Genomic DNA, 23,475 nt, shown 5'->3' on the forward strand with positions numbered 1-23,475 from the left:
TCGGTGACGGTGTTGATCGCGGCGGCGGGGGGTGACCGGGACTAGCCCGACGGGAGCGTCGCGAATCCGGTGTCGTAGCCGGCGCGGCTCACCGCGACGCGGCGGACTGGGCCGGGACCGACCGGAGGCACGGGCAAGAAGCAGTCGAGATCGCCGTACTCGTCCGGGAGGATCGACTGCTTCGCCACCACCTCCCCTCTGTCTCCGAGCAGAGCCACCTCGTACGGAGCCTCGCGGGAGGCGTGGGGGTCGCAGACGGCGCACACCCGCAGGCCGTGGTCCAGCTGCGCGGCGCCGACGGTGACCTGTCGTCGGGATATCGCGTCTCCGAGGGAGTACATCGCGTCGTGCTTGACGAGCGGGGGCGCAGACTCCCGGACACCGTGGACGTGTTCCGCCCGCCCGATGACCATGGTGTAGTGGGGAAGCCCGACCCGCCGCTCGATGGTGCACTCGAGCGCCATCACCCCATCGGCGACCCAGGGCGTGGAGATGACGACCGGGTCCCTGAGCGACAGGTCCTCCGAGGACGTCTTGCGAACGTCCGCCCCGGAGAAGCTCCCGCAGAAGTCGGCCACCCCCGCTTGAGCCTCACTGCACAGCGTGACGCTGAACTCCGAGAGCCCGGCGATCCGCGCGGTGGTCCAGTTCGACTCGTGCAGGACGACGGCGACCATGATCGGGTCCTTGGCGACGAAGTAGGTCCACTCCGCCGCCATCACGTTGACCAGCGATCCGTCGGTGGTGACCACCAGTCCGACGGTGGACGTGGACTTCTTCCAGAGCGGGTCGGCTAACGAAAGATCTGCCATTGTCATCCCCGAGACAGCCGTGACGACCAGATGGTCCCACTGGCCGCGATGCTAAGTCCGCCGGTTCGTCGGTGACAAGGGTCGGGCCGGCGGGCGACCACGTGAGCCCAGGGCGAGGAGCGGGTACCCCGACCCCATGACCCGCGAGCCGTACGGACACGACCAGGACTCCGAGCCGCCGACGCCGGACGGGAAGGAGCCGGACACCGAGCAGCTCGACCCGGACTCGGAGCCGGCGAGCGACCCCGACCCCGATCCCGGTGACGACTGACTACAGGTTCTCGACGACCCAGTCGATGCAGTGCGTGAGCGCCTCGACGTCCGAGGGCTCGACGGCGGGGTACATCGCGATGCGGAGCTGGTTGCGGCCGAGCTTGCGGTAGGGCTCGGTGTCGACGATGCCGTTGGCGCGCAGGGTCGCCGCGACGGCCGCCGCGTCCACCGACTCCTCGAAGTCGATCGTCCCGATCACCAGCGAGCGGTGCGCGGGGTCGGTGACGTACGGGAAGGCGTACGGCGACTTCTCGGCCCAGGTGTAGAGGATGTCGGACGACGAGGTGGTCCGCTCGACCATCGCGGGCAGCCCGCCGGACTGGTTCATCCAGTCCAGCTGCTCGGCCATGAGGAACAGCGTGGCGAGCGCGGGGGTGTTGTAGGTCTGGTTGAGCGCGGAGTTCGAGATCGCCGTCGGCAGGTCGAAGAACGCCGGGATGTGCCGGTCGGACCCGGCGATCTCAGCGGCCCGGTCGAGCGCCGCCGGCGAGAACAGCCCGATCCACAGCCCGCCGTCGGAGGCGAAGCACTTCTGCGGCGCGAAGTAGTAGACGTCGGCCTCGTGCACGTCGACCGGCAGGCCGCCGGCGCCCGAGGTGGCGTCGATCAGCACCAGCGAGTCCGGCCCGGCGCCCGCAGGGCGCACCACCGGCGCCATCACCGCGGTCGAGGTCTCGTTGTGCGCCCAGGCGTAGACGTCGACGCCGTCCTCGGCGACGGCGACCGGGGCGGACCCCGGCTCGGACGCGATCACCGACGGGGCCGCGAGCCACGGGGCCGCGGCTGCGGCCGCGGCGAACTTCGACGAGAACTCCCCGAACGACAGGTGCTGCGACCGCTCCCGGATCAGCCCGAACGTCGCGATGTCCCAGAACGCCGTCGCGCCGCCGTTCCCCAGGACGACCTCGTAGCCGTCCGGGAGCGAGAAGAGCGAGGCCAGCCCCGAACGGACCCGGCCCACGAGTGACCGCACCGGCGCCTGGCGGTGCGACGTGCCCATCAGTGACGTGCCGGTCGCGGCCAGGGCGTCGAGGTGCGACACCTGGATCTTCGAGGGGCCGGCGCCGAAGCGGCCGTCGGCGGGGAGGAGGTCGCGGGGGATCTGCGGTGCGTCGGTCATGACAACCTTCCGTGAGAGCGAGGCGGTGCTTCTGACCACGCTGTCAGTGTGCCTAGTGTGTCATCCACAGCATCGACGACCTCGGGGGATTCGAACCATGACCAATCGCACGACCGGACAGACGCTGCTGATCGTCCTGGGATCGCTGGTCCTACTGGCCGGACTGGTCTGCGTGGCCGTCGGCTTCGCGCAGTTCGCCGACACCGACCCGATGTCCGACGACAACGGCCCGATGTTCCTCTTCGCCGGCGGCGGCCTCGCCGCGGTGATCGGGTTCGGCATCGTCGTCTTCACCCGGGTCGCGACCCTGCGGGCGAACGGCGGCTACCGGGTCACCATCGAGTCGGGACGGCGGCAGGACGGGCCGCCGGTTGGCTGAGCTCGAGATCCGCCGGGTCGGCTACGGGCACCCGGACGCGCTGCTGCTGATCGAGGAGGTCCAGGCCGAGTACGTCGTCCGCTACGGCGGCCGCGACGAGACCCCGCTCGACCCGCTCATGTTCGAGCCGCCCGCGGGCAGCTTCTTCGTCGCGTACGACGGCGGCCGGCCGGTCGCCACCGGCGCCTGGCGGCGGTCCGACGTCGCGGCCCTCGGCAGCGCCGAGGCCGCTGAGGTCAAGCGCATGTACGTCTCGCCGTCGGCTCGGGGTCGCGGCCTCGCCCGCCGGATGCTCGCGCACCTCGAGGCCGACGTGGCGGCGTACGGCGTCGACGTGGTCGTCCTGGAAACCGGCCTCGCCCAGCCGGAGGCCATCGCGCTGTACGAGTCCAGCGGCTACGTGCCGATCCCCGCGTTCGGCTTCTACCAGGACGCGCCGCTCTCGCGGTGCTACGCCCGGCGCCTGCCGACCACGACGTAGCGCTCGTCGTCGATCCGCCCGCCCCAGTAGGCCTCGTCCGGCAACGGCTGCAGTGTCGCCTCCAGCCCGGCGCCCTCGACCAGCGCGACCGTCTCCGCCCCGGTCAGCCCGGCGCCGGTCGACCACGACCCCTCGACGAGGATCATCCGGCCGTCGGGCACCAGCAGGTCCACCCACCGCGACAGCGCGGTCGCGGGGGAGGGCAGCGCCCAGAGCACGTGCCGGCACAGGACCACGTCATACGTCGCGGCCGGGAGCGCGGGTGCGGACGCGTCGCCGATCGCGAACGTGACACCCGGGAAGGTGCCGGCCTTGGCCTGCGCCCGCCGGACCATCTCGGCGGAGAAGTCGACGCCGTCGACCCGGTGCGCGTCCTCCGCCAGCAGCAGGGACAGGCTGCCGGTGCCGCAGCCCAGGTCGGCCACGCGCGACGGGATGGGCGGCAGCAGCGACCGCAGCAGGCTCCGCCAGGCGTCGCGGACGACGGGGTCGTGCAGGCCGTGGTCGGGCTCCTCGTCGAAGGCCGGGGCCTCGGCGTCCCACATGTCACTGTCCCGAGAGCTCACAACCCGACCCTATGTTGGTGTTCGTGCTGCTGCCCCGAAAGTCGCCCACGGCGTCGCCGACGGCTCGGTGACGCTCGCGTTCCGGCGCTGGCGCAGGCAGGACGTGCAGCCCGGCTCGGAGTTCCGCACGGTCGCCGGCGTGGTCCGCGTCGAGGCCGTCGAGGTCGTCGAGGTCGTCACGGACATCACCGACGAGGAGGCCCGGCAGGCCGGCTGGCCGGACGCCGCGCGGCTCCGCACGCAGCTGGACAAGACCCCTCCCGACGAGCGGGGCGGGGAGCTCCCGACGTACCGGGTGACGCTGTCCTGGGCCGGGCCGGACCCGCGGGTCGCCCTCCGCGAGAGCGCCGACCTCACCGACGACGACGTCGCCGCGATCGACGCGAGGCTCGAGCGGCTCGACCGCGCCAGCAGCCACGGCCCGTGGACGATGGCCACCCTCGACCTCATCCGGCGTCGCCCGCACACCCGGGCGCCGGACCTGGCCGCCGAGATGGGTCGCGAGCGCGACCCGTTCAAGGTCGACGTCCGCAAGCTCAAGAACCTCGGGCTGACCCGCAGCTTCGACGTCGGCTACGAGGTGTCCCCGCGGGGGATGAGCTATCTGGAAAAGACCACGCGGGGACTGGTCTAGACCTACGATCTCTTCTCGTGCGTCTCGGAATCCTGACCCTGCTCACCGTCCTGCTCCTCGCCACGCCCGCCACCGCGCAGGCGCCGATCGAGGACTACGCGTCCTACGACCCGTCCTCGACCTGCCACGAGCAGCCCAAGCCCGGTACGGCGTACCTCGCGCACTGGGTCGTGCGCCGGTACGGCAGCTCGGTCGTGAGCACGGGCCGCGCCTGCCACCGGCGGGCGACGTCGGAGCACCAGAACGGCCGGGCCTTCGACTGGAGCGTGGACGCGCGGACGAAGTCGGGCCGCGAGCTGGCCCGCGATTTCCTCGACCGGATCTTCGCCACCGACGCCCGCGGCAACACCGACGCCTGGGCGCGGCGGATGGGCGTCATGTACGTGATCTGGAACGACAAGATGTTCCCGGCGTGGACCGGGTTCGAGCCCGAGCCCTACCTCTCGTCGAGCTGCCGGACGAGGAAGAAGTGCTCACCGACCCTGCGGCACCGCGACCACGTGCACGTCTCGCTGAGCCGGCGCGGCGCCCGCGGCGTCACCAGCTGGTACGACGGCCGCCTCTGAGCGCCGAGTCGCTCAGCCCGCCCACTCGTCGCGCCAGCCGTCGATCTCCGCCGCCGGGCGCGCGGGCGGGCCGGTGTAGACGGCGGACGGCCGGATCAGCCGGCCGGTGCGCTTCTGCTCGAGGATGTGCGCCGACCAGCCGCCGGTGCGCGCGCAGGTGAACATCGAGGTGAACATGTTCGCCGGCACCTCCGCGAAGTCCAGCACGATCGCCGCCCAGAACTCGACGTTCGTCTCCAGCACCCGGTCCGGGCGCCGCTCGCGCAGCTCGGCCAGCGCCGCCTGCTCGAGGGCTTCGGCGACCTCGTAGCGCGGGGCGTCCAGCTCCTTCGCCGTCCGGCGGAGCACCCGCGCCCGCGGGTCCTCGGCCCGGTAGACCCGGTGCCCGAAGCCCATCAGCCGCTCGCCGTTGTCGAGGAGCTCCTTGACGTACGACGTCGCGTCGCCGTCGCGCCGCTCGACCTCCTCGATCATGCCCAGGACCCGCGAGGGGGCGCCGCCGTGCAGCGGCCCGCTCATCGCGCCGATCGCGCCGGAGAAGGCGGCCGCGACGTCGGCGCCGGTCGAGGTGATCACCCGGGCGGTGAACGTCGAGGCGTTCATGCCGTGCTCGGCGGCCGAGCTCCAGTAGGCGTCGATCGCGTGCGCGTGCTTGGGGTCCGCCTCGCCCTTCCAGCGGATCAGGAACTTCTCCGCGAGCGTCTTCCCCTCGTCGACGACCTTCTGCGGCACGACCGGCTGGTTCAGCCCGCGCGCCGACTGGGCGGCGTACGACAGCACCATCACGGCCAGCCGGCCGATGTCCTCGCGCGCCTGCTCGTCGCTGATGTCGTAGGTCTGGCCGAAGCCGAACGCCGGCGCCAGCATCGCCACGGCCGCCTGCACGTCGACGCGGACGTCGCCGGTGTGCACCGGGAGGTTGTACGGCTCCGCCGGCGCGAGGCCCGGGGTGTAGGAGCCGTCGATGAGGAGGCCCCAGACGTTCTCGAACGGCACCCGGCCGACGATCTCCTCGATGTCGACGCCGCGGTACCGCAGCGCCGAGCCTTCCTTGTCCGGCTCGGCGATCTCCGTCTCGAAGGCGACGACGCCTTCCAATCCATGGTGTACGTCAGTCACGCAGGGGAGTCTAGGGCTGCCGGTGGGGAGTCTCGCCGGCCGGGCGTGCTCTGGGACCGCGCAGCGAGGCGGGTGCCCGGGGTGTGCCGGGCCGGCACGGCCTCCTCGCCGGCGGCACTAAGGTCGGGGCGTGGATCTTGCGGCGTTGAGGCTGGAGTACGGCCGGGCCGGGCTCGACGAGGAGGACCTCGCTCCCGACCCGATCACGATGTTCGAGCGATGGATGGGTGAGGCCGTCGACGCCGGCGTGCACGAGCCGAACGGCATGGTGGTCGCCACCGCCGACGCGTCGGGTACGCCGTCGGCGCGGATGGTGCTGCTCAAGGGCGTCGGTCCGGCGGGGTTCGTGTTTTTCACCAACACCGCCTCCCGCAAGGGCGCCGAGCTCGCCGAGAACCCGCGTTGCGCGCTGCTGTTCCCCTGGCACGTGCTCGAGCGGCAGGTGCGGGTCGACGGGGTCGCCACGCCGCTGCCGCGCGCGGACGTCGAGGCGTACTTCGCCTCCCGGCCCCGGGGGTCGAAGCTGGGGGCCTGGGCCTCGCACCAGTCGCAGGTGACCACGCGCGAGGAGCTCGCGGGGGCCCTCGACGAGGCGGAGATCCGGTTCGCCGACCCCGACGTGCCGGTGCCGCCGCCGGAGGAGTGGGGCGGGTACGCCGTCCGCCCGGACGCCGTGGAGTTCTGGCAGGGCCGGCCCGGGCGGCTGCACGACCGGCTGCGCTACCGGCGTACGCCGGACGGCTGGACCACGGAGCGGCTGGCTCCGTAGCGAGGCCGCGACCGGCGTGCCGAAACCCGGTTGTGAGTGAGTGCTCACTCACTTACGCTGGCCGCATGCCACCCCGCGCCCGGCCGATGTCCCCGGAGGACCGCCGCTCCGAGCTGACCGACGTGACCCTGCGCCTGATGCGGGTGCACGGTCGGGACGTGACGACCCGCCAGATCGCCGAGGCGGCGGGGATCGCCGAGGGCACGGTCTTCCGGGCCTTCGGCTCCAAGGACGAGCTCATGGACGCGGCGCTGATCCGTGCCTTCGAGCCCGGGGACGTCGTGACGCGGATCGAGGAGATCGATCCCGGCCTGCCGCTGCGCGAGCGCCTCGTCCTCCTGGTCTCCATCCTCCAGCAGCGGTTCCGTGCGACCTTCGGGCTGATGCAGAAGGTCGGCCTGATGGGGCCGCCGGCCCACCTCCACGACGCCGAGGCGGCCGTGGCCTGGCGGGCCCGCCTCGCCGACCTGCTGGTCGGGGTCGTCGCGGACGACGCCGACCAGCTCGCCGTCCCGGTGGACGAGTTCGTCCACGTGCTCCGCCTGCTCACCTTCGCCGGGAGCCACGAGCACGTGGCGGACGGTCGCCTGCTCACGCCCGACCGGATCGTCGACACCGTCCTGCACGGTCTCGGGAAGAAGGAAGCCTGATGCTGCTCCGACTGCTGCGCGAGCGACTCGCGCCGTACCGGAACTGGATCGCCCTCGTGGTGCTGTTCCAGTTCGTCGCCGTCGTGGCGATGCTCTACCTGCCCAGCCTGAACGCCGACATCATCGACCGGGGCATCGTCACCGGCGACACGGGCTACATCCTGCGCACCGGCGGGGTGATGCTCGCGATCTCGTTCGGCCAGATCGTCTGCTCGGTGCTCGCCGTGTGGTTCGGTGCCCGCACCTCGATGGCGTTCGGGCAGGACGTGCGCGCGGCGCTGTTCCACCGGGTCGGCACGTTCTCCACCCGCGAGGTGCAGGACTTCGGCGCGCCGTCGCTGATCACCCGCAGCACCAACGACGTGCAGCAGGTGCAGATGCTGGTGCTGATGGCCTGCAACATCGCGGTCCAGTCGCCGATCATGATGGTCGGCGGCGTGCTGATGGCGCTGCACGTCGACTCCGGTCTCGGCTGGATCCTCGCGGTCGTCGTCCCGGCGCTGTTCCTCTGCGTCGGCTTCGTGGTCAGCCGGATGGTGCCGAGCTTCCGGGCCATGCAGGCCCGCATCGACGAGGTGAACCGGGTGCTGCGCGAGCAGATCACCGGCATCCGCGTGGTGCGGGCGTTCGTGCGGGAGCCGCACGAGGCGAAGCGGTTCGGCACCGCGAACGACGACCTCACCGAGGTCGCCGTGCGCGCCGGCCGGTGGATGGCGACGATGTTCCCGCTCGTGATGCTCGTGGTGAACGTGTCGAGCGTCGCCGTGATCTGGTTCGGGGGTCACCGCATCGACAGTGGACAGATGGAGCCCGGCGCGATGACGGCGTTCCTCTCCTACCTGATGCAGATCCTGATGTCGGTGATGATGGCGACCTTCATGCTGATGATGGTGCCCCGCGCGGCCGTCTGCGGCGACCGGATCGCGGAGGTGCTCGACACCGAGACGTCCGTCGCGCCACCGGCCGCGGCGGCCGCGCCCGACCCGGCGCTGCGCGGCCACCTGCGGTTCGACGGCGTCACCTTCGCCTACCCGGGCGCCGACGAGCCCGTCCTCAGCGACGTGTCCTTCGAGGCGCGGCCCGGCCGGACCGTCGCGGTCATCGGCTCGACCGGCGCCGGCAAGAGCACCCTGGTCAACCTGGTGCCCCGGCTCTTCGACGCGAGCGACGGTTCGGTGCAGGTCGCGGGCCGGGACGTGCGCGACCTGGAGCCCGACCTGCTGTGGGCGCAGCTCGGCCTGGTGCCGCAGAAGGCGTACCTGTTCAGCGGCACGGTGCGCAGCAACCTGCAGTACGGCAAGCCGGACGCGACCGACGAGGAGATGTGGGCCGCGCTCGAGGTCGCGCAGGGGCGCGACTTCGTCGAGGCGCTCCCCGAGGGCCTCGACGCCCCGGTGACGCAGGGCGGCACGAACTTCTCCGGTGGCCAGCGGCAACGGCTGGCGATCGCGCGGGCGCTGGTGCGCAAGCCGGGCATCTACCTGTTCGACGACTCGTTCTCCGCGCTCGACCTCGCCACCGACGCCCGGCTGCGCGCCGCGCTGCGGCCCGTGACCCGCGCCGCGACGGTCCTGATCGTCGCCCAGCGGGTCAGCACCATCAAGGACGCCGACCTGATCCTCGTGCTCGAGGACGGCCGGGTGGTGGGCCGCGGCACGCACCACGAGCTGCTCGCGGACAACCCGACGTACCAGGAGATCGTCACCTCCCAGATGACCGCGGAGGAGGCGGCATGAGCACCCAGCCGTCGAGCAAGCCGCAGGGCTTCGCGAAGACCGAGCGCATCGAGGCGCCGATGGGCGGGCCCGGCCGCGGCCCGATGGGCGGCGGCATGGTCGGCCAGAAGGCGATGGACTTCGGGCCGTCCGCCCGGCGCCTGGTCGCCCGGATGCGCCCCGACCGGGGCAAGGCCGCGCTGGTCGTGCTGCTCGGCGTCGCCAGCGTCGCGCTGATGTCGGTCGGCCCGCGGATCCTCGGGCACGCCACCGACCTGGTGTTCAACGGGTTCGTCGGGGCGAGGATCCCGCCCGGCACGCCGGAGTCGCGGTGGCCCGACGCGGTCCGGGGCATGGACGTGGTCCCCGGGCAGGGCGTCGACTTCACCGCGGTCGCGCACGTGCTGCAGGTCGTGCTGGCGATCTACGCCGCCGCGTCGCTGCTCGGCTGGCTGCAGGGGTTCATCCTCAACACCGTCGTGCAGAACACCGTGCGCACGCTGCGCCAGGACGTCGAGGTGAAGATCAACCGGCTGCCGCTCGGGTACTTCGACCGGTCGCCGCGCGGGGAGCTCCTGTCGCGGGTCACGAACGACATCGACAACGTCAGCCAGACGCTCCAGCAGACGATGAGCCAGCTGCTGACGTCGCTGATGACCGTCGTCGCGGTGCTGGCGATGATGTTCTGGATCTCGCCGCTGCTCGCGCTCGTCGCGCTGATCACCGTGCCGCTGTCGCTGGTCGTCACCGCCCAGATCATGAAGCGCTCGCAGGGCCAGTTCGTCGCGCAGTGGCGGCGTACCGGCGCCCTCAACGCCCAGGTCGAGGAGGCGTTCTCCGGGCACGCGCTGGTCAAGGTGTTCGGCCGCCAGGCCGAGGTCGAGCGCCGCTTCGCCGAGGAGAACGACGAGCTCGCGAAGGTCAGCTTCGGCGCGCAGTTCGTCAGCGGCCTGATCATGCCGTCGATGATGTTCATCGGGAACCTCAACTACGTGCTCGTCGCGGTGATCGGCGGGCTGCGGGTCGCAAGCGGCCAGCTGTCGCTGGGCGAGGTGCAGGCGTTCATCCAGTACAGCCGGCAGTTCACCCAGCCGCTGACGACCGTCGCCTCGATGGCGAACCTGCTGCAGTCCGGGGTCGCGTCCGCCGAGCGGGTCTTCGAGCTGCTGGACGCCGACGAGGAGCCGGCGGACGCCGGCCTCGCGCCGGCGCCCGGCCGGCGGGGCGAGGTCGCGTTCGAGCACGTGTCGTTCCGGTACGACGAGGACCGGCCGCTCATCGACGACCTGTCCCTCGTGGCCCGGCCCGGGCAGACGGTGGCGATCGTCGGGCCGACCGGCGCCGGCAAGACCACGCTGGTCAACCTCGTGATGCGGTTCTACGACGTCGACGCCGGACGGATCACGCTGGACGGCGTCGACATCGCGGGCCTGCCGCGGGCCGCCCTGCGGGGGCAGATCGGGATGGTGCTCCAGGACACCTGGCTGTTCGCCGGGACGATCCGCGACAACATCGCCTACGGGCGGCCGGACGCGACCGAGGAGGAGATCCTCGCGGCCGCGCGGGCGACGTTCGTGGACCGGTTCGTGCACTCGCTGCCGGACGGCTACGACACGCTCATCGACGAGGAGGGGTCGAACCTGTCGGCGGGCGAGCGCCAGCTCGTCACGATCGCGCGGGCGTTCCTGACCGACCCGGCGCTGCTGATCCTGGACGAGGCGACGTCGTCGGTCGACACCCGCACCGAGCTGCTGGTCCAGCACGCGATGGCGGCGCTGCGGACCGACCGCACGTCGTTCGTGATCGCGCACCGGCTCAGCACGATCCGCGACGCCGACCTGATCCTCGTGATGGAGGACGGCGCGATCGTCGAGCAGGGCACCCACGAGGAGCTGGTCGAGCGGGGCGGCGCGTACGCGCGGCTCTACCGGGCGCAGTTCACGGCCGCGGTCGTCGACGAGGTGCCCGTCGTTTAATCCCTTGAAGCCCACGGGGCGGCGACCTACGGTTGCCGCACACGGGAAAGGAGGTGGTCCGAAGAATGATTTCTTCAAGGACGCGTGAGGTGGCTGCCCGCTAGCAGCCCACTGGCATCACCCGGGGCTGCGATGCCCCGGGACGGCTGCTGGTGAATCCACTGCAGTCACCCGACCCGCAGGCGATCCGGTCATCACGTCCACCGGAGCGGGCTCCGTCAGGAGTCCACGCCTGCGGGTCGCTGCATGTCCGGGGTCGTGCGAGTCGCGGTACGCGCGGGACGTCATACGGATGGTGCAGGGGGACGCACTGTCCGTATGACGTCCCGGCGAGTGCGAGCGTCAGGCGGCGTCGGCGGGCTGCTCCACCTCGACCTCGGCCGGCGCGGCCGCCTCGTTGGCCGCGACCGCGTCGTTGGCGAGCGAGGCCACCACGGAGCAGACCGCCCACACGCCGAAGGCGCAGAGCAGCAGGCGCACCAGGGCGACGTCGGGGGAGAGGGTGTCGGCGACCTGCGCGGCGTACAGCGCGGGGGACCCGACGAGCAGGGTGCCGACGAGGACGGGCCAGGAGAAGGGGTTCATCTCACGCTCCTACGGGGGACAGGCGCTGCTCGGTGCCGACCGTGCCCTCGGACCGGATCTGCTCCGCTCCGACGAGCTCCTGGTAGGACAGCACCGCGAGACGCGGGACGATCGGGTGGATCAGCCGGTGCACGGCGGCGCGCAGCTGCGGCGCGCAGACGAGGACCGGACGCAGGTTGCGGTTCTCGACCTCGGTGACCAGCCCGGCGAGGTTGGTGAGGAGCGCCTGGCTGGACTCGGGGTCGAGCGCGATCGAGTGGCCGAGCTCCGAGGGGCGCAGCGACTCGAGGATCCGCTGCTCGAGCGGCGGGTCGAGGGTGAGGACGTGCAGGACCTTGTCGACGAGGTACGGCGCGGCGATGGCCGGCCCCAGCGCCAGCCGGGCCGCCTCGACCAGCGGGTCGAGCTCCTTCGTACGGGTCGCGCGCAGCGACAGCGCCTCGAAGATGCGGACCAGGTCGCGGATGGAGACGCCCTCGTCGAGCAGCTGCTGCAGCACCCGTTGGATCTCGCCGAGGCTGAGCTGGGCGGGGGTGAGCTCCTCCACGACGACGGGGTGCGTGCGCTTGACGACGTCGGTGAGCATCCGGACGTCCTCGCGGCCGAGCAGCCGCGCGGCGTGCTGGGTGACGACCTCGGCGAGGTGCGTGGTGATCACCGACGCCCGGTCCACGACGGTCGCGCCGGAGAGCTCGGCCTGGCTGCGCAGCTCGGCCGGGATCCACTTCGCGTCGAGCCCGAACACCGGCTCCTGGGTCGGCTCGCCGGGCAGGGAGCCCAGGAACTCGCCGATCGCGAGCACGGTGCCCGGCGGCGCCACGCCGCGGGCGACCTCGATGCCGAACAGCATGATCGCGTAGGTGCGGCTGGGGAGCTGGAGGTTGTCACGGGTGCGGACCGGCGGCGCGACGATGCCGAGGTCGGACGCGATCTTGCGGCGCAGGGACTTCACCCGCTCCAGCAGGTCTCCGCCGCTGCTCGGGTCGACCAGGTCGATCAGGTCGGCGGACAGCTCGAGGCCGAGCGGGTCGACCTGGATCTCGGCGGCGAGCAGCTCCGGGGTGTCGGCCGGCGCCGCCACCCCGCCCGCCACGGCCTCCGCCTCCGGCGCCGCCTCGTCGGAGGTCACGCGGGTCGAGGCGAGCAGCATCGCGCCGCCCGCCAGGATGAACGGGAGCTTCGGCATGCCCGGGATCACGCACAGGCCCAGGGCGGCGAAGCCGGCGACCCGCAGCGGGGTGCGGTACGAGGTGATCTGCTTGAGGATGTCCGAGCCCATGTCGGCCTCGCCGACCGAGCGGGTGACGATCAGGCCGGTGCCGACGGACAGCAGCAGGGCGGGGATCTGCGAGACCAGGCCGTCGCCGATCGAGAGCAGGCTGTAGTGCGTGATCGCCTCGCCGAACGACATGCCCTTCTGGCCCACGCCGACGGCGAAGCCGCCGAGCAGGTTGACCAGCGTGATGATGACGGCCGCGATCGCGTCGCCCTTGACGAACTTCGAGGCGCCGTCCATCGCACCGTAGAAGTCCGCCTCGGCGTGCACCTCGGTGCGCCGGATCCGCGCCTGCTCCTCGGTGATCAGCCCGGAGTTCAGGTCGGCGTCGATGGCCATCTGCTTGCCGGGCATCGCGTCGAGGGTGAAGCGGGCGCCGACCTCGGCCACGCGGCCGGCGCCGTTGGTGATGACCACGAACTGGATGACGAGCAGGATCGCGAAGACGATCAACCCGACGATCAGCGAGCCGCCGACCACGAAGTGGCCGAACGTGTCGATCACCTTCCCGGCGTACCCGTCGAGCAGCACCAGCCGGGTGGCGCTGACGTTCAGCGCGAGCCGGAACAGCGTGAGCACCAGCACGACGGCGGGGAACGACGCGAAGTCCAGGGGTCGGTGCACGAACATGGTGACCATCAGGACCAGCAGTGCCACCGTGATGTTGGTGGCGATGAGCAGGTCCAGCACCATTGCGGGCAGGGGGACCACCAGCATCACGACGATCATCACGATGCCGACGGGGACGCCGAGCTGCGTCAGCCGCTTGAGGGCCACGGTTCTCCTATCGGCCGGCCGCGAGGGCACTTGAGGGGGCGGCGCGCCGGCGTCGGCCGGCGGCGGGGACGTCGGGCAGCTCGGACTCGAGCCGGGGGCTGCGGTGGGCGCCGCCGTGCTGACCGGAGCCGCGCCTGCTGATGACGAACGCGAGCACCTGGGCGACCGCCGCGAACAGCTCCGGCGGGATCTCGTGGCCGACCTGGGTCGACGTGTAGAGCGCGCGGGCGAGCGGCACGTCGCGGACGATCGACACGCGCGCCTCCTCGGCCCGCTCGCGGATGGCCGCGGCGATCACGCCCGCGCCGCGCGCCACGACCCGCGGGGCGCCGCGCTCGGGGTCGTACCGGAGCGCGACCGCGACGTGGGTCGGGTTCACGAGGACGACGTCCGCCTGCGGGACGTCCTGCATCATCCGGTTGCGGGCGGCGGCGAGCTGGCGGGAGCGGATCGCGCCCTTGAGCAGGGGGTCGCCCTCGGACTGCTTGTGCTCCTGCTTGATCTCGTCCTTGCTCATCCGGGTCTTCTTGCCGATCCGGCGGCGCTGGACGGCGTAGTCGACGACGGCGAGCCCGAGGCCGGCCACGGCGACGTCGCGGATCAGGCCGGCGGCGTCGTCGCTGAACGCCGCGATCACGACGGGCAGCGGCACGAGCCCGCCGATCATCGGGACCAGGCCGCGCACCGCGGCGTACGCGAGCCCGGCGACGACCGCGCTGCGGAGCAGCATCTTCAGGCCCTCCCACAGCGCGTGGGGGCCGAAGATGCGCTTGACCCCGCTGATCGGGTTGAGCTTCTTGAACGACGGCTTCACCGCCTTGGTCGCGACGTAGAAGCCGCCCTGGGCGACCGTGCCGACCACGCCGACGACCAGCACGCCGGCGCCGAGCACGAGCACCGCGGTCATCGCGTGCCGCAGCCCGTCACCCAGCAGCTGCACCGCGAGGGGGATGCTGGCGTGGCTCCCGGCGGACAAGCAGCGGACCATCGCCTCCTGCAGGGCGGTCAGCTCCCGGCCGAGGAGTGCGGGCAGGAACGACGCGACCAGGACCAGCGCCGACCACGCCCCGATCTCCGGCGTGCGCGCGACCTGGCCCTCCTTGCGGTTCTCCTTGCGCCGCTTGGGGGTCGGCTTCTCGGTCTTCTCCTCGCTCACCGGACGATCACCCCGCGCCCGAGAGCGCGGACATCGCCTGGGTGGAGAGGTCGACCAGCCGGTCGAGGGCCTGCGGCAGCACCGGGAACGACAGCCCGACGAGCAGCAGCGTGAGCCCGATCTTCGCCGGGAACATCACGTTGATCGCGCTCAGCTGCGGAGCGACCTTGGTGAGCAGCGCGAGCCCGATGTCGGTGAGGAACAGCACCGCGATCATCGGCAGCGCGATCTGCACGGCGGTCACGAAGAACAGGTCGAAGGCCCGCATGAACACGTCCGGTGCGCCGGACAGGTCCGGCGACGTCCCGAGCGGGAGGAAGTGGAAGGTCCGGAGCAGCCCGCCGATCACGATCAGGTAGCCGCCGCTGGCGAACAGCAGCACGGTGGCCAGCATCTGGTGGAACTTGCCGAACACGGTGCTGGAGTTCATGCCGAGGGGGTCGAAGCCCTGGGCCAGCGAGAAGCCGCCGAAGACGTCGATCAGGCTGCCTGCGGCGGCGACCGCGGCGAGCAGCAGGTAGGTCACGAAGCCCATGCCGAGGCCGATCAGCACCTGGGTGCCGACGTTCAGGATCAGCGCGACGGTGCCGAGCGGGATGTGCTGGCCCTCGGGGACGACGGCGAACGCCAGGCCCAGCGAGAGCACCACCTTCACCATCGTCGGCAGGGTGCGCCCGGAGAACGGCGGGACGACGGCCAGCCAGGCGATGATGCGCACCGAGGCCAGCAGGTACGCCACGAGCGGCTCGCCGGCGATCGTCAGGGTCATGGCGGCGGGGTCCTCAGCCGAGCATTCCGGGGAGGCCCGCGAAGAGGTCCTGGGTGAACGAGACCAGCGTGTGCATCATCCAGTTGCCGCAGACCAGCAGGGCGACGCCGACGCCGACCACCTTCGGGACGAACGAGAGCGTGACCTCCTGGATCTGGGTGATCGACTGGAACAGCGACACGGCGAAGCCGATCACCAGCGCGGTGACCAGGATCGGTGCCGAGAGCTTGAGCGCCACGACCATGGTCTGCAGCGCGATCTCGATGATGGCGGTGTCGTTCATCCGTAGCTCCCGATGAGCGACTTCACGACGAGCGCCCAGCCGTCGACCATCACGAACAACAGCAGCTTGAAGGGCAGCGACACCATGACCGGCGGCATCATCATCATGCCCAGCGCCATCAGCGCCCCGCTCACGACGATGTCGATGACGAGGAACGGGATGAAGATGATGAAGCCGATGATGAAGGCCTGCTTCAGCTCGCTCAGGATGAACGCCGGGATCAGCGTCGCCGTCGAGACGTCGTCGCGGTTCGCGGGCAGCTCGCGGTCGGCGACGCTGGTGAGCAGCTCGAGCTCGGAGTCGTCGGTGTTGTCGAGCATGAAGTCGCGCAGCGGCTGCATGCCCTCGGGGATCGCGACGCTCGCGGTCTTGTCGCCGTTCAGGTAGGGCTGGAGCGCGACCTCGTTGATCGTCGACAGCGTCGGCGCCATCACGAACAGGCTGAGGAACAGCGCGAGGCCCGCGAGCACCTGGTTCGGCGGGGTCTGCTGGAGGCCGAGGGCGTTCCGGGTCAGGCCGAGCACGACGAGGATCTTCGTGAACGCCGTGCAGCTGAGCAGGATCGCCGGCAGCAGGGAGATGAGCGTGAGCCCGAGGAGCATGGTCACCGAGCTGCTCGGTGAGTCGGTGAGGCCGCCGAGGTCGATCGTCACCGACCCGCCACCACCGTGGGGGCCGTGCGGTCCGGAGGGGCCGCCGGGCTCGAGGAACGCGGCGACGGCGAGGGCGTGGATCACGACGCCCGCCCGGTGGCGGCCGAGAGCGCCTGGCGCCACGTTGCGGGGGAGAGCACCGAGCCGGTGAGCGGGCCCTGGGACGGGGCGCTGGTGATCACGGGGGCCTCGGCCCGGTGGGCGCCGCGCGGGCGTGCGGCGGGCAGGGCGGCGATCTCCGCCGTCTCCTCCAGCTCCTCGGGATCGAGCTCCGTGAGCACCCGCACCTCGTGCTCCGTGGTGCCGAGGACGAGGACGCGGGAGCCGACCGAGACGACGGTGACCGCGTTGTGGCGACTGATCGGCTGGCGGTGCAGGACGCGCACCATGGCGTCGGACCCACCGCGGAAGCGGCGCGAGCTGATCCGGGCGATGAGCAGCAGCAGGCCGATGACGACGGCCAGTGAGAACACCAGCCGGAGAGTCAGCTCGAGCATGGTCAGCCCGCCGCGGCGTCGACCGCGATCTCCGTGATGCGCAGGCCGAAGTCCTCGTCGACCACGACGACCTCGCCGCGCGCGATCAGCCGGCCGTTGACCAGCAGGTCGGCCGGGCTGCCCGCGGCGCGGTCCAGCTCGAGCACGGCACCGGGCGCGAGGTCGAGCAGCTCGCGGACGGTCATCCGGGTACGGCCGATCTCGACCGTCACCTCCATGTCGACGCCGTGCAGCAGCTCGATGCCGCGCCGCTGCCGGTCCCCGCCGACGGTGGGGTTCGCGTCGGCCACCGGGGCGAGGCCGCGGGCGGCGGCCGGCTCGGCCGGCGGCTCTCCGTGGTCCGAGCGGGCGACCGCGTCACCGAGCAGGGCGTCGGGCAGCAGCAGGAGGGCGGTCGGGGCGGCGCCCTCGAGCGGGACGGCCGTGAACGGGCCGCCGAGGTCGGCGACCACGAGGCCGAGCTCGACCTGGCGTGCGGCACCGGCGCCGCCACCGAGGACGCTCGCGGCGTTGTCGAGCGTGGGCTGGAGCGCGGCCGCCAGGTCGAGGCCGCCGAGCGGGCTGGCGGCCAGCGCGCCGACCAGCTCCGGGCCGACGAGGACCGCGATCCGACCGGAGAGGGGCGCCTCGAGGTCGGCCAGCACGGCGCCCGCGAAGCCCTCGACGGCCGTGTCGGTCCCGGCGACGGGCGTTCCCGCGGCCAGCGGCTCGCCGGAGGGCAGGACTCCTGCCGCCGCGGTCCCGGCCGCGCGGGCCAGCTGGTGCTCGTCGTTCGGCGTGTTGCTCATGCGTTCTCCTTCGGGGTGCCCACGATGAGGGCGGCGAGCCGAGGCCCGCGGGTCCCGGCCGTGGCGTGCGCGAACGTGGTGCCGTCGACGACGACCTCCAGGGGCGCGGCGGCGGGGTGGTCGAGGCGGATGACGTCGCCGACCCCGAGCGTCGCGAGGTCGACGGGGCCGAGCGCGGTGGGTCGGGCCCGGACGGCGACGTCGACCGGCACCCGCTGGAACCCCTCGTTGAGCTGGGCGGCGGCCCGCGCCTGCTGGGCGCGCTCGCCGTCGGAGACCGCCGCCGGGGCCGAGGCGCGCACCAGGTGGGGGAGCAGGCCGCCGAAGGGCAGGCAGACCGTGGTCCGCCACTCGCGCTCGCCGATCTTCAGGTCGAGGACGGCCACGACCATGACGTCGGCGGCGCTCGCGACCTGGGCGAACTGCGGGCTGTACTCCACGCCGGTGACGACCGGCTCGAGCGGGACGACGCCGGCCATCGAGTACCGCATCTCGCCGAGCAGCCGCTCGATCAGGCTGCGGGCGACGGTGGACTCGATGTCGCTGAGCGGGCGCTCGGGCTGGGTGGCGGCCCCGGACCCGCCGAGCATGTGGTCGATGCTGGTCATCACCGCGACCAGCGGGATCTCGAGGACCCCGCGAGCGTGCATCGGCTCGGCCGAGAACAAGGTGAGGTACGTCGAGCTGTCCAGCGAGTCGACGTACTCGGCGTAGGTGCGCTGCTCGACCGACACCAGGGTCACCGAGCAGACCGTGCGCAGCGCGGACGTGAACACGGTGGTCGCCTGCCGGGCGAACCCGTCGAACGCGACCTGCAGCATCCGGGCGTGCTCGCGGGACAGCTGGATCGGCCGCCGGAAGTCGTACGGGACCGGGTTCAGGGCGCGCCGACGCTCCCGACCGGCCGGGGCCGGGTCGGGACGCGAGGGGGCCGCCGCCGAGGAGAGCACGAAGGGGGTATCGGCTCCCAGCGGGCTGACTTGAGGGCTCCGACGTGATTCGTCGGAATCAGCCCGTGGTCACTGGGTCACGAACTCGGTGAAGTACACCCCCATCACCTCGCCGTGGTACCGCTCCTCGAGCTCGCTGCCGAGCTTGCGCTTGAGCGCCTTGCGCGTCTCCTCCTGCGAGATCTCCGTGACGTCCTGCCCGCTGAACAGGTCGATCGTGGCGTCCAGGGCCTTGCTGCCGTCGATCTCGTGAGCGCCCTCGACCATCTGGAGCGCGATCCCGATCTTCAGGTAGTGGCCGTCGGCCAGGTTGATCTGGGTGGACTCCAGCGGCAGCATCTCGCCGGGCTTCGGCTCCTCGGGCGGCGTCGGCCGCAGCACGAACCACCAGGCCGCGGCGCCGACCAGCAGCACGGCGACCAGCACGATCAGCAGCTTCTTCTTGCTGCGCTTCGGCTTGTCGTCGGAGTCCGCCTCGCCCTCGGCGCCCTTGATCTCGGCCACGACGGTCATGACCCTCCCTCCCTTCCGCTACCTGCCCGGCCGGATGTGCCGAGCAGGGCACGTGCCTCCTCCGAGACGGGGGAGAGCACGACGATGTCGACCCGCTTGTTCACCTGCTGCGAACCGGGCTCGTCCGGGTCCACCAGGGGCATCTCGTGCCCGAACGCCGCCACCGAGAGCCGGTCCGCCGGCACGCCGCCGGCCTCGTTGAGGCGGCGCAGGACCGTCACGGCGCGGGCGGCCGAGAGGTCCCAGTCGGTGGCGTAGTACTTGGGGCGCACCTGCACCTGGTTCGTGTGCCCGTCGATGCGGAGGTCGTCGGGGATGGCGCGCAGCACGGGGGCGAGCACGTCGACCACGTGCTGGCCGCGGGGGCTGAGCTCGGCCACGTCCGCCTGGAAGACCACGTGCCGCGACACCAGGCTGATCACCAGGCCGCGGTCGTCGATGTTCATCCGGACGTCCTGGCTCAGCCCGTGCCGCCGGAGCACCTCCTCGACGTGCTTCTGGATCGCCTCGAGCCGGTTGCCCTCGCGGGCCGCCTCGTCCGCCACCGCCTGGTCGGGCGGCGTCGGGGCACGGAAGTCCATGCTCGCGACGACCTCGGGGCTGGTCTGCTCCGGCTGGTCCTGGAGGAAGGAGTCCGAGCCGGCCATGAACGAGCTGGAGGCGCCGAACCCCTCGGCCAGACCCGCCCGGAGGGCGTTGAACTTGGCCTCGTCAACCTGGCTCATCGCGAACATGACGATGAACAGGACCATGAGGAGCGTGAGCATGTCGGCGTACGTCACGAGCCAGCGCTCGTGGGTCTCGGGCTCTTCTTCGTGACGACGGTTGCGCGCCATCCTCAGGCCGCCTCCTCGCGCTGCTCGACGGGCAGCCGGGACCGCAGCCGCTGGGCGACGATGCGCGGGTTCGAGCCGGCCTGCAGCGCCGAGATGCCCTCGACGATCAGCTCCATCCGCTCGACCTCGAGCTCGCCGAGCCGCTTCAGGCGGGCCGCGATCGGCAGGAAGACGACGTTCGCGGACATCACGCCCCAGAGGGTCGCGACGAAGGCGCCGGCGATCAGGTGCCCGAGCTCCTCGGGGTTGGCGAGCTGCTCGAGCACGTGCACCAGGCCCATCACGGTGCCGACGATGCCGATCGTGGGTGCGTAGCCGCCGGCCGCGGTGAAGAACTTGGCCGCCTGCTTGTCCTCGCTGCGTTGGGCGTCGATCTCGGCCTCGAGGATCTCGCGGAGCTCCTCGGGGTCGGTGCCGTCGATGGCGAGCGTCAGCGCCCGGACCAGGAACGGGTCGTCGAGGTCCTTGAGGGAGTCCTCGAGCGACAGCAGCCCGTCCCGCCGTGCCTTCTCGGCGAGCGTGACGATCGGGGGCACCAGGTCGGCAGGCGACTGGCCACCGCCGGTGAACGCGCGCTTGAGGCCGTTGAAGGCTCGCTTGCCGTCGGCGACCGTGCCGCCCGCGAAGGAGATGAGCAGGGTCACGCCGAACACCAGGAGCATCGGCGGGAACAGGAGGAGCGCCATCGGGTCGCCGCCCTCGAGGACGTTGGCGACGACGACGATGACCAGCGCCACGAGGACGCCGATCAGGGTTGCCGGATCCATCAGGACTCCGGCCTGGCCAGCTCGCTGACGGACCCGAGCTTCGACGGACCGCGTGGCGGCCACGGCTCGACGTCGAGGTACGAGCTCAGGGCGAGCACCTCGCCGCGGTGGCGGCGCACCAGCTCGATGATCGCGTCGAGGCTCTCGGTGACGACGTACTTCTTCCCGTCGACGAGCGTGACCACGGTGTCCGGCGTGGCGTCGACGCGCTCGATCAGGTCGGAGTTCAGGGCGAACTCCGAACCCGAGAGTCGCGTGAGTCTGATCATGGGGTGCACCGTCCTTGTGCGTTCCGAGCCGCCGTCCATGGCTGCTCACCGGACCTCATCGGCCGTGCGGCGGAGGACCTTAACTTTTCGGGGAGTCCGGGGCGCCCCCGGCGCACGACAGCCCCCGGCCGGGCGGCCGGGGGCTGTCGACGGAGGGAGCAGGCGTCAGCGCTTGATGTTGACGAGGTCCTCGAGGACCTGGTCGGAGGTGGTGATCACCCGCGAGCTGGCCTGGAAGCCGCGCTGGGCGAGGATCAGGTTGGTGAACTCGGCGGCGAGGTCGACGTTCGACATCTCCACGGAGCCGGGGCTCAGGGTCCCGCGGTTGCCCTCGCCGGAGACGCCCAGTTCCGCGACGCCGGAGTTGGCGGTCGTGGTGAAGCTGGTCTCGCCGGCCCGGGCCAGGCCCATCGGGTTGTTGAAGTCGGCGAGCACGACCTGGGCGACGGTCTGCTTGCTGCCGTCCTCGAACGTGCAGGTGACCTTGCCGTCGCGGCCGATCTCGTAGGACGCCAGGTCGTAGGTGGTCGCGGGGACGGGGGGCGGTCCCGCGGATGCGGGCTTGGTGTAGTTCTCGGGCAGCTGGATGTCGGCCACGGTCAGGGGCGTGGCCAGCGTGCCGTCGGGGTTGGTCTGGTACCCCTGGACCCGACCGCCGCCGGGCGAGACCAGCGTGCCGTTCTCGTCCCAGCTGAACGCACCGGCGCGGGTGTAGGTCGTCTCGTTGCCGCGCTGGATGACGAACATGCCGTCGCCGTTGATCATCATGTCCGTGGGCCGGCCGGTGGTCTGGTTGGAGCCCTGGTTGAAGTTCGTGTTGGTCGCGGCGACCTGGACGCCGAGGCCGACCTGGATCGGGTTGGTGCCACCGAGGCCGGCGCCGGCCGCCGAGCCGGTGGTCAGCATCTGGCTCAGGGTGTCCTGGAACACCGTGCTGCTCGACTTGAAGCCGATGGTGTTCGCGTTGGCGATGTTGTTGCCGGTGACGTCGAGCATGGTCTGGTTCACGCGCAGGCCACTGATGCCGGCGAAGAGGGATCGGAGCATGGGGGTGTCTTCCGTTCAGGAGGTGGGTGCGTTGGCGGAGTCGGGGTTGGAGCCGGGGTCGGTGTCGGTGCCGGGGTCGGTGGGCGCGCCGGACTCGGGCTCGATGGGCGTCGCCGAGACGGTCGCGACCTGGCCGAGTGCGACGGACTGGCCGTCGACGACGAGCATCGGGCCGCTCTGGTCGTAGGTGACCGAGCCGACCTGCCCGGTGTGGCTGGCGCCGTGCTCGTCCAGGTAGCTGACGTAGCGGCCGACCAGGCCGGTGGCACCGAACGACACCTGGGCCGCGAGCAGCCCGGCGGTCTGGTCGGCGACGGCCTGCATCTTCTCGAGAGCCGTGAACTGCGCGGACTGGGCCAGGAACTCACCGGAGTCGGCGGGGTTCATCGGGTCCTGGTAGCGCAGCTGGGCCACGAGCAGGTTGAGGAACATCTCCTTGTCGGCGCTGGTGCCGGTCGCCTGGCTCGGCGGCTGGTAGAAGCCGGTGGGCGAGGTCACGCCCTCGGTGGCGGAGACGGACACGCGTTACCTCCTCACATCATCACGTCGAGGCCGCTGGCACGGGTGGGCCGGCCGGGCTCGACGGGTCGGTCGGGGAGGCCGTCCGTGGCCGTGGGGGGCGCGTCCTGCTGCGGCTGGTCCCGGCGTTCGCCGTGGGCCGTGCCGCCCGCCGTACCGGCCCCCACGTCCACGGACATGCCGGGGACAGGGGTGGGGGTGTCGGTACGGACGGGAGTCGGGGAGGTCGCCGGGGCGACCGGGGCGGCGGCCGGGGCGTCGGAGAGGTGCCGGACCAGGATCCGCGCGTCCGGGCTGCCGGCCGCCTCGAGCATCCGGCGTAGCTCGGGCGCGCCCTCGCGGATCGCGGCCCGGGCGTCGCTGCCGGCGGCGAGGCTGACCTCGAGGCCCGCCTTGCCGGTCCGGAGCACGACCCGGACCTCGCCGAGGTGCTCGGGCTCGAGGCGCACCACGACCCGCGACGGCGTCGCGCCGGTGACGGCCACGCGGACCACCTCGGGGAACACCTGGTGCGCCACCGGGGCGGGTGCCGCGGCGGGTGCGGGTGCGTTGACGTGGGCGACCGGAGCGACGGCCGGTGTGGCCGTGACCGGGAGCGGGGCGGCGGGTGTGGTCGCCTGCGGCTGGACCGGAGCCTGCTGCTGGGCGGCCGGGGACGATCCGTCGCCGGCGGTCGCCTCGGCCGGCAGGTCGGGAACGGCCGTCAGCGCCGGCGGGGCCGCAGCCGCCG

At 71.9% G+C, this 23,475-nt stretch carries 29 protein-coding genes; 9 read left to right on the top strand and 20 right to left on the bottom strand.

Translation table 11 applies throughout. The features are described from left to right. Positions 1–41: 41 nt before the first annotated feature. Complete coding sequence (locus ABD086_RS08420) at positions 42–818, bottom strand: flavin reductase family protein (RefSeq protein ID WP_343907040.1); 777 nt, start codon at positions 816–818, stop codon at positions 42–44. A gap of 130 nt (positions 819–948) precedes the next feature. Between ABD086_RS08420 and ABD086_RS08425 the strand changes: the two genes are divergently transcribed. Then, on the top strand, positions 949–1,083 hold the full coding sequence (locus ABD086_RS08425) for a hypothetical protein (protein ID WP_343907041.1): 135 nt from the start codon (positions 949–951) through the stop codon (positions 1,081–1,083). Here ABD086_RS08425 and serC read toward each other — a convergent pair whose 3' ends face one another. Beyond that, positions 1,084–2,205, bottom strand: a complete 1,122-nt coding sequence (serC, locus tag ABD086_RS08430; protein WP_343907042.1) for a phosphoserine transaminase — start codon at positions 2,203–2,205, stop codon at positions 1,084–1,086. 97 nt (positions 2,206–2,302) lie between these two features. Here serC and ABD086_RS08435 point away from each other — a divergent pair, with 97 nt between their 5' ends. Next, positions 2,303–2,584: a hypothetical protein gene (locus tag ABD086_RS08435; protein ID WP_343907043.1), complete on the top strand. Its 282-nt coding sequence runs from the start codon at positions 2,303–2,305 to the stop codon at positions 2,582–2,584. After that, complete coding sequence (locus tag ABD086_RS08440) at positions 2,577–3,065, top strand: GNAT family N-acetyltransferase (protein ID WP_343907044.1); 489 nt, start codon at positions 2,577–2,579, stop codon at positions 3,063–3,065. Before ABD086_RS08435 ends, ABD086_RS08440 begins: the two co-directional genes overlap by 8 nt. Here ABD086_RS08440 and ABD086_RS08445 read toward each other — a convergent pair. Continuing rightward, positions 3,035–3,631, bottom strand: a complete 597-nt coding sequence (locus tag ABD086_RS08445) for a class I SAM-dependent methyltransferase (RefSeq protein WP_343907045.1) — start codon at positions 3,629–3,631, stop codon at positions 3,035–3,037. The genes ABD086_RS08440 and ABD086_RS08445 overlap by 31 nt on opposite strands. A gap of 67 nt (positions 3,632–3,698) precedes the next feature. Between ABD086_RS08445 and ABD086_RS08450 the strand changes: the two genes are divergently transcribed. Both ABD086_RS08450 and ABD086_RS08455 read left to right on the top strand, forming a co-directional pair. Next, positions 3,699–4,265 carry a hypothetical protein gene (locus ABD086_RS08450; RefSeq protein WP_343907046.1) on the top strand — a complete coding sequence of 189 codons (567 nt, stop codon included), beginning with the start codon at positions 3,699–3,701 and terminating at the stop codon, positions 4,263–4,265. A gap of 17 nt (positions 4,266–4,282) precedes the next feature. Further along, a complete protein-coding gene (locus ABD086_RS08455; protein WP_343907047.1) occupies positions 4,283–4,831 on the top strand; it encodes a VldE C-terminal domain-containing protein in 549 nt (182 codons plus the stop codon). A 12-nt stretch (positions 4,832–4,843) separates the two neighbouring features. Here the strand turns inward: ABD086_RS08455 and ABD086_RS08460 are convergent, their stop codons facing one another. Then, positions 4,844–5,950, bottom strand: a complete 1,107-nt coding sequence (locus ABD086_RS08460; RefSeq protein ID WP_343907048.1) for a citrate synthase 2 — start codon at positions 5,948–5,950, stop codon at positions 4,844–4,846. 130 nt (positions 5,951–6,080) lie between these two features. Here ABD086_RS08460 and pdxH point away from each other — a divergent pair, with 130 nt between their 5' ends. From pdxH to ABD086_RS08480, 4 genes are all read left to right on the top strand, one after another. Further along, positions 6,081–6,719 carry a pyridoxamine 5'-phosphate oxidase gene (pdxH, locus tag ABD086_RS08465; RefSeq protein ID WP_343907049.1) on the top strand — a complete coding sequence of 213 codons (639 nt, stop codon included), beginning with the start codon at positions 6,081–6,083 and terminating at the stop codon, positions 6,717–6,719. 65 nt (positions 6,720–6,784) lie between these two features. Further along, the gene (locus tag ABD086_RS08470; RefSeq protein ID WP_343907050.1) at positions 6,785–7,369 is read left to right on the top strand and encodes a TetR/AcrR family transcriptional regulator; all 585 of its coding nucleotides are present in this window, start codon (positions 6,785–6,787) and stop codon (positions 7,367–7,369) included. Then, the gene (locus ABD086_RS08475) at positions 7,369–9,105 is read left to right on the top strand and encodes an ABC transporter ATP-binding protein (protein WP_343907051.1); all 1,737 of its coding nucleotides are present in this window, start codon (positions 7,369–7,371) and stop codon (positions 9,103–9,105) included. Before ABD086_RS08470 ends, ABD086_RS08475 begins: the two co-directional genes overlap by 1 nt. Beyond that, positions 9,102–11,060: an ABC transporter ATP-binding protein gene (locus tag ABD086_RS08480; RefSeq protein WP_425571577.1), complete on the top strand. Its 1,959-nt coding sequence runs from the start codon at positions 9,102–9,104 to the stop codon at positions 11,058–11,060. The genes ABD086_RS08475 and ABD086_RS08480 overlap by 4 nt, the downstream gene beginning before the upstream one ends. Positions 11,061–11,402: 342 nt before the next feature. On the opposite strand, the gene ABD086_RS08485 is transcribed toward ABD086_RS08480, so the two are convergent. From ABD086_RS08485 to ABD086_RS08560, 16 genes are all read right to left on the bottom strand, one after another. Beyond that, complete coding sequence (locus ABD086_RS08485) at positions 11,403–11,645, bottom strand: hypothetical protein (RefSeq protein WP_343907052.1); 243 nt, start codon at positions 11,643–11,645, stop codon at positions 11,403–11,405. Position 11,646: 1 nt separating this feature from the next. Continuing rightward, positions 11,647–13,698 (bottom strand): flagellar biosynthesis protein FlhA, encoded by a 2,052-nt coding sequence (flhA, locus tag ABD086_RS08490; protein WP_343907053.1) that lies wholly within the window; start codon positions 13,696–13,698, stop codon positions 11,647–11,649. Positions 13,699–13,705: 7 nt separating this feature from the next. Beyond that, complete coding sequence (locus tag ABD086_RS08495; protein WP_343907054.1) at positions 13,706–14,854, bottom strand: EscU/YscU/HrcU family type III secretion system export apparatus switch protein; 1,149 nt, start codon at positions 14,852–14,854, stop codon at positions 13,706–13,708. Positions 14,855–14,861: 7 nt separating this feature from the next. Continuing rightward, positions 14,862–15,623, bottom strand: coding sequence for a flagellar biosynthetic protein FliR (locus ABD086_RS08500; RefSeq protein WP_343907055.1), 762 nt, complete (start codon positions 15,621–15,623; stop codon positions 14,862–14,864). 13 nt (positions 15,624–15,636) lie between these two features. Further along, on the bottom strand, positions 15,637–15,906 hold the full coding sequence (gene fliQ / locus ABD086_RS08505) for a flagellar biosynthesis protein FliQ (protein ID WP_343907057.1): 270 nt from the start codon (positions 15,904–15,906) through the stop codon (positions 15,637–15,639). Continuing rightward, positions 15,903–16,643, bottom strand: coding sequence for a flagellar type III secretion system pore protein FliP (gene fliP / locus ABD086_RS08510; protein ID WP_343907058.1), 741 nt, complete (start codon positions 16,641–16,643; stop codon positions 15,903–15,905). Before fliP ends, fliQ begins: the two co-directional genes overlap by 4 nt. Next, complete coding sequence (locus tag ABD086_RS08515) at positions 16,640–17,056, bottom strand: FliO/MopB family protein (RefSeq protein ID WP_343907059.1); 417 nt, start codon at positions 17,054–17,056, stop codon at positions 16,640–16,642. The genes fliP and ABD086_RS08515 overlap by 4 nt, the downstream gene beginning before the upstream one ends. Before the next feature lie 2 nt (positions 17,057–17,058). After that, positions 17,059–17,844 carry a flagellar motor switch protein FliN gene (gene fliN / locus ABD086_RS08520; RefSeq protein WP_343907060.1) on the bottom strand — a complete coding sequence of 262 codons (786 nt, stop codon included), beginning with the start codon at positions 17,842–17,844 and terminating at the stop codon, positions 17,059–17,061. Further along, a complete protein-coding gene (locus tag ABD086_RS08525) occupies positions 17,841–18,794 on the bottom strand; it encodes a flagellar motor switch protein FliM (RefSeq protein ID WP_343907061.1) in 954 nt (317 codons plus the stop codon). Before ABD086_RS08525 ends, fliN begins: the two co-directional genes overlap by 4 nt. 69 nt (positions 18,795–18,863) lie before the next feature. Next, positions 18,864–19,307, bottom strand: a complete 444-nt coding sequence (locus ABD086_RS08530) for a flagellar basal body-associated FliL family protein (protein ID WP_343907062.1) — start codon at positions 19,305–19,307, stop codon at positions 18,864–18,866. After that, the gene (locus tag ABD086_RS08535) at positions 19,304–20,143 is read right to left on the bottom strand and encodes an OmpA/MotB family protein (RefSeq protein ID WP_343907063.1); all 840 of its coding nucleotides are present in this window, start codon (positions 20,141–20,143) and stop codon (positions 19,304–19,306) included. Before ABD086_RS08535 ends, ABD086_RS08530 begins: the two co-directional genes overlap by 4 nt. A gap of 2 nt (positions 20,144–20,145) precedes the next feature. Next, positions 20,146–20,910, bottom strand: a complete 765-nt coding sequence (locus tag ABD086_RS08540) for a motility protein A (RefSeq protein ID WP_343907064.1) — start codon at positions 20,908–20,910, stop codon at positions 20,146–20,148. Then, positions 20,910–21,179 carry a flagellar FlbD family protein gene (locus ABD086_RS08545; protein WP_343907065.1) on the bottom strand — a complete coding sequence of 90 codons (270 nt, stop codon included), beginning with the start codon at positions 21,177–21,179 and terminating at the stop codon, positions 20,910–20,912. The genes ABD086_RS08540 and ABD086_RS08545 overlap by 1 nt, the downstream gene beginning before the upstream one ends. Before the next feature lie 165 nt (positions 21,180–21,344). Next, positions 21,345–22,226: a flagellar hook protein FlgE gene (locus tag ABD086_RS08550; RefSeq protein ID WP_343907066.1), complete on the bottom strand. Its 882-nt coding sequence runs from the start codon at positions 22,224–22,226 to the stop codon at positions 21,345–21,347. A gap of 15 nt (positions 22,227–22,241) precedes the next feature. Beyond that, the gene (locus tag ABD086_RS08555) at positions 22,242–22,748 is read right to left on the bottom strand and encodes a flagellar hook assembly protein FlgD (RefSeq protein ID WP_343907067.1); all 507 of its coding nucleotides are present in this window, start codon (positions 22,746–22,748) and stop codon (positions 22,242–22,244) included. 11 nt (positions 22,749–22,759) lie between these two features. Next, positions 22,760–23,475: flagellar hook-length control protein FliK (locus ABD086_RS08560; protein WP_343907068.1), on the bottom strand; the 716-nt coding region annotated here is incomplete at its 5' end.

This window comes from Nocardioides aquiterrae (genome assembly GCF_039526625.1).
In the GTDB taxonomy this organism is placed as follows: Bacteria; Actinomycetota; Actinomycetes; order Propionibacteriales; family Nocardioidaceae; genus Nocardioides; species Nocardioides aquiterrae.